Source organism: Microbacterium sp. ISL-103 (assembly GCF_018613995.1).
Classification (GTDB): domain Bacteria; phylum Actinomycetota; class Actinomycetes; order Actinomycetales; family Microbacteriaceae; genus Microbacterium.
The window spans coordinates 1-4,554 of sequence record NZ_JAGGPD010000508.1 but is presented as its reverse complement, the minus strand read 5'-3'; the positions used below and the strand labels follow the sequence as shown (position 1 = coordinate 4,554).

General features: G+C 68.6%; 4 protein-coding genes and 1 pseudogene. All 5 read right to left on the bottom strand.

The genetic code is table 11. The features are described from left to right. Nucleotides 1–262 (bottom strand): annotated as a pseudogene (locus J7E68_RS16765) (UDP-N-acetylglucosamine 2-epimerase (hydrolyzing)); the annotation flags it as partial. After that, the gene (locus J7E68_RS16760; protein ID WP_215174502.1) at nt 259–1,416 is read right to left on the bottom strand and encodes a LegC family aminotransferase; all 1,158 of its coding nucleotides are present in this window, start codon (nt 1,414–1,416) and stop codon (nt 259–261) included. The gene J7E68_RS16760 and the pseudogene J7E68_RS16765, both read right to left, overlap by 4 nt. Continuing rightward, nucleotides 1,413–2,408 carry a GDP-mannose 4,6-dehydratase gene (locus J7E68_RS16755; RefSeq protein ID WP_215174500.1) on the bottom strand — a complete coding sequence of 332 codons (996 nt, stop codon included), beginning with the start codon at nt 2,406–2,408 and terminating at the stop codon, nt 1,413–1,415. The genes J7E68_RS16760 and J7E68_RS16755 overlap by 4 nt, the downstream gene beginning before the upstream one ends. A gap of 30 nt (nt 2,409–2,438) precedes the next feature. After that, entirely contained in the window at nt 2,439–3,881 is a 1,443-nt protein-coding gene (locus tag J7E68_RS16750; protein ID WP_215174498.1) for a hypothetical protein, read from the bottom strand. Continuing rightward, nucleotides 3,878–4,554 (bottom strand): LGFP repeat-containing protein (locus J7E68_RS20410; RefSeq protein WP_396652517.1); only part of this gene is annotated, 677 nt, incomplete at its 5' end. The genes J7E68_RS20410 and J7E68_RS16750, both read right to left, overlap by 4 nt.

Sequence of the window (4,554 nt, the reverse complement as noted above, 5' to 3'; positions counted from 1 at the left end):
GGGCGTAGCGCGGGACCGCTCGCCCCACAGCCGCTGCGGCCCCGAGGCGGGTGTCGTCGACCGACCAGATCGGCACGGAGGCGGCGACCGTAAATCCGTCGCTCGCGATCTCGGATGCCGTGCGGCCGAAGGCCTCGCTGAGGTGGGTGCCCGTGGCGATGATCTGGAGTTCGAGCGCGGGGTCTCCCTGGATCTCTCGCAGGAGCCCGCGCAGCAGCCCGTAGTCGGCCCGGGTACCGGTGAGAACGGCGACCCTTCTCATGCGGGCGCCAGAGCAGGCGAGCTCGGAATGCACACGACACTCGCGTGCAGACGCTCCGCGACCGGTGTCGCAGCTCGCGGCAGATGGCGGTACGGCGCCTGCAGGTGCAGCGGATTCCAGAACGGGCGGCACTGGAGGCCCGCGTCGTTGGTCGCCTCCAGCACGGCGTCACGCTCGGGCTGTGCTCCGTCGACGCGCACCGCGCAGAGCCAGTAGTTGCTCTCAGTACCGCTCGGCTCAGCGAGGAACCGGATGCCGGGAAGGTCCGCGAACGCGTCCTGGTAGCGGCGCGCGAGACGCCGCTTGGCGGCGAGGAACTCCGGGAGCCGCTCCAACTGGGCGACGCCGAGCGCGGCGTTGAGGTTCGGCATCCGGTAGTTGTAGGCGATCTCGTCGTGCTCGAACTCCCACCGATGCGGCAGCTTGGCCGTCGTGGTGAGATGACGCGCACGCCTCGCGAGCTCGTCGTCGTCGGTGAGGATCATTCCTCCCCCACCCGTGGTGAGGATCTTGTTGCCGTTGAAGCTGAGGATGCCGAGCGCACCGAAGGTCCCGGTGTGCCGCGGGCCGACCCGGCTGCCGAGCGACTCGGCGGCATCTTCGACGACCGGCACCCCGTAGGAATCCGCGAGGGTGACGAGTTCGGCGATGTGCATCGGGTGCCCGAGCGTGTGCATCGGGACGATGGCGCCGATCCGCCTCCCGGTGGCCGCGTTGACGAGGCCCTCGGGCGTGGACCGCGCCGCCGAGAGCACCTCGGACACCGCCTCGACCGAGAGGCCGAGCGTCTCCTCGTCGCTGTCGACGAAGAACGGCTGCGCCCCGGCGTGCGAGACGGCGTTCGCGGTGGCGACGAACGAGAGCGTCGGCACGATGACGTCGTCACCACCCGTCACTCCCGCGAGCTCGAGCGCCACCTGCAGAGCCGACGTGCCGTTGGAGACGGCGACGGCGTGCGCGGCTCCGGTGAATTCCGCGATGGACTGCTCGAATTCGCCCACGAACGCTCCGACGCTCGAGACGAACGTGGAGTCCAGGCACTCCCGGACCCGCTGCTTCTCGAGGTCCGTGATGTCGGGGATGTGAAGGCCGACGAAGGGGTCGTCTCCGACGACCCCGCGGATCGTGCGGACGACGCTCTCGGGGCCGGTCATACGACGTAGGCGTCGGTGCGGTACCGCGCCAGGTTCGACGGGTCCGTGAACCAATCGGCGGTGGCCCGCAGACCCTCGCGGAAGCCGTCGACGCCGGCGTGCCGCGGTGTCCAGCCGAGGATCTCCCGCGCCTTCGAGTTGTCGGAGAACAGTCTCTCGACCTCGGAGTTCGCGGGGCGCAGCCGTGCCGGGTCCTCGGTCGCGACCGCGTCGACGCCCATGACCTCGGCGATGAGGTCGAACGTCTCACCGATCGAGACTTCGAAGCCTGCACCGAGGTTGATCACCTCTCCGACGCCGGCTGTGCTCGTGAGAGCGGTGGTGAATCCCGAGACCGTGTCGGGGACGTAGGTGAAATCGCGCGTGGGCGTGAGCGCACCCAGCTGGATCTCGCGCTTGCCGGCAGCGAGCTGGCTGATGATGGTGGGGATGACCGCTCGCGCGGACTGACGCGGTCCGAACGTGTTGAACGGACGGATCGTCACCGTCGGCAGGCCGAACGAGGCGTGGTACGAGTTCACCATCTGATCGGCCGCGATCTTGGACGCCGAGTACGGCGACTGCCCCTGGAGCGGGTGCCCCTCGTCCATCGGCACGTACCGCGCGGTGCCGTAGACCTCGCTCGTCGAGGTGTGGATGAATCGGCTCACGCCCGCCGCGCGGGCGGCGTTCAGCAGATTGAGCGTTCCCTGGATGTTGGTCTGCACATAGAGATCCGGCGCGGCGTACGAGTACGGGATCGCGATCAGCGCGGCGAGGTGGAGCACCGCGTCGCGATCGCTCACCGCCGACATCATCAGTGCGGGGTCGCGCACATCGCCGGGCAGGAATTCGATCTGCGACGCGATCTCGGGGTCGATCCCGTCGAGCCAGCCGCGGGAATCGAACGAGTTGTAGAGCACGAGCGCTCGGACATCGTGACCGTCTCTGACCAGCTGCTCCGCGAGGTGCGATCCGATGAATCCGTCAGCTCCTGTGAGCAGTACCTTCATGCGGCCAGTCTATCCGAGCGCTCCGTGCGTCTACTTGGTGTACGACAGCGTGCCGCCCGCGAAGGACTGGGTGCATGTGGTCGCTGTGCATGTCTCGGCACCGGTCGGCCAGCCGAGGGCTCCTCGGATCCACCCGCGCGCGCTGTACAGCTTCATCATCGCGGCGGAGGACGCGAAGGTCCCCCGGTCCGAGGAGTGGATCCAGCCGCCCGAGAACGACTGCCCGAAGCCGTTGCCGTTCGGGTCCGTGATCGTCTGCAGATCCGAGGCCGCATGGCCCAGGCTGCTCTTCGCGCCGCCCAGCGAGGTGTAGAGCTTCTGGATCGCGGCATTGCCCGTCGTCAGGAAGACGTTCTTCTGCGACGGCGTGATCTTGATCGTCCCCCCGACGAACGCCTGCACGCACGTGCCGGATGCACAGCTCTCCGCGCCCACGGGCCACCCCAGAGAACCGCGCAACCACCCGGCACCGCTGTAGAGGTCCATCACCGCGGTCGACGAGGTGAAGGTTCCGTAGGCGGACGAGTGGATCCATCCGCCGTCGAACTTCTGCGCGAAGCCGTTGCCGTTCTTGTCGGTGACCGCCTGGACCGCGCCCGCCGCATGTCCGAGCGAGCCCGAGGCCCCACCCGCGGCCTTGTAGGCCTTGTGGATGGCCGAGTTCTGCGTGGTCAGGTACACGACCGCGGCCGACCCGGTCTGGTACCGGATGGTTCCCCCGGCGAAGGACTGAGCGCACCCGCCCGCGGTGCAGGTCTCGGCACCCGTGGGCCAGCCGAGAGACCCACGCAGCCAACCCGCGGCGCTGTAGGCCTTCATGATGGTCGACGACGAGGCGAAGGAGCCGTTCGCTGACGAATGCACCCATCCACCGGCGAACTGCTGCACGAATCCGTTGCCGTTCTTGTCGGTGACGGCCGTCTCGGCCGTGGTCGGCCACCCGAGCGTTCCTCGCACCCACCCGGCGGCGCTGTATGCCGACATGATGCGGGTCGACGACGAGAACGTCCCCTTCGTCGAGGAGTGGATCCACCCACCGGTGAACTGCTGGGCGATGCCGTTCCCGTTCGGGTCCGTCACCGCGGTCTCGGCCCCTGTGGGCCATCCCAGAGCGCCGCGCACCCACCCGGCGGCGCTGTAGGCCGTCATGATCGGGGTCGAGGTCGCGAATGTCCCCTTGACGGACGAGTGGATCCACCCGTTGTCGAATCGCTGGGCGTCGCCGTTCCCCTTCGGATCGGTCACGTGCGCGACGGCGGCAGCGGGAGCACCGAGCGAGCCGGTCGCTCCACCGAGGCTCGTGTGGAGGGTGCGGATCGCTGCGGTGACCTTCTTGCCGTCGGAGCCCGCACTCGCGGCCGTCAGCGATCCGCCGGCGAACGACTGGCTGCAGCCGATGTCCGTGCACTTCTCGGCGCTGACGGGCCAGCCCAGCGATCCTCGGAGCCATCCCGCAGCCGAGTAGAGATTCATGATCGACGANNGTTCTTGTCGGTCACCCTGGTGGCCGCTTTCAGCGGGTATCCCAGCGGACCCGTCGCGCCACCGGACGCCTTGTACGCGGTCAGGATCGCCGCATTGGTGACCTCTGCCGACGGCGCAGCGGGGCCGCCCTTGGTGTACTGCAGGGCAGCGCCCTGGAAGGGCTGGATGCAGACGGTTCCGGCGCACGTCTCCGCGCCCGTCGGCCATCCCATCTTGCCTCGGACCCACCCGGCCTTGCTGTAGGCCGTCATGATCGTCGGCGACGATGCGAAGGTCCCCGCGGCGGAGGAGTGGATCCATCCCCCGTCGAAGCTCTGCGCGGTGCCGTTGCCGTTCGGATCCACGATCTTCTGAGTCGCGATGGCGGCGTATCCGAGAGCACCCGAGACACCGCCCTGGGCGCCGTAGACGGCCTTGATCTTGGCGTCGTCGACCGGCGGGACGACGTACGCCGCCTTGCCCGACGTGTAGCGGATCACTCCCCCGGCGAAGACCTGGAGGCAGTTCTGCGAGGTGCAGGTCTCAGCGGCCGTGGGCCAGCCCAGGCTCCCGCGCAGCCACCCCGCAGCGCTGTACGCGCTCATGACCGTCGACGACGAGGCGAACGTGCCCTTCGACGACGAATGTATCCAGCCCTTGCTGAACTGCTGGGCGATGCCGT

Coding starts and splice junctions, on each gene's coding strand:
- J7E68_RS16760 (WP_215174502.1), bottom strand. CDS start 1,416: ATGACCGGCCCCGAGAGCGTCGTCCGCACGATCCGCGGGGTCGTCGGA.
- J7E68_RS16755 (WP_215174500.1), bottom strand. CDS start 2,408: ATGAAGGTACTGCTCACAGGAGCTGACGGATTCATCGGATCGCACCTC.
- J7E68_RS16750 (WP_215174498.1), bottom strand. CDS start 3,881: ATGAATCTCTACTCGGCTGCGGGATGGCTCCGAGGATCGCTGGGCTGG.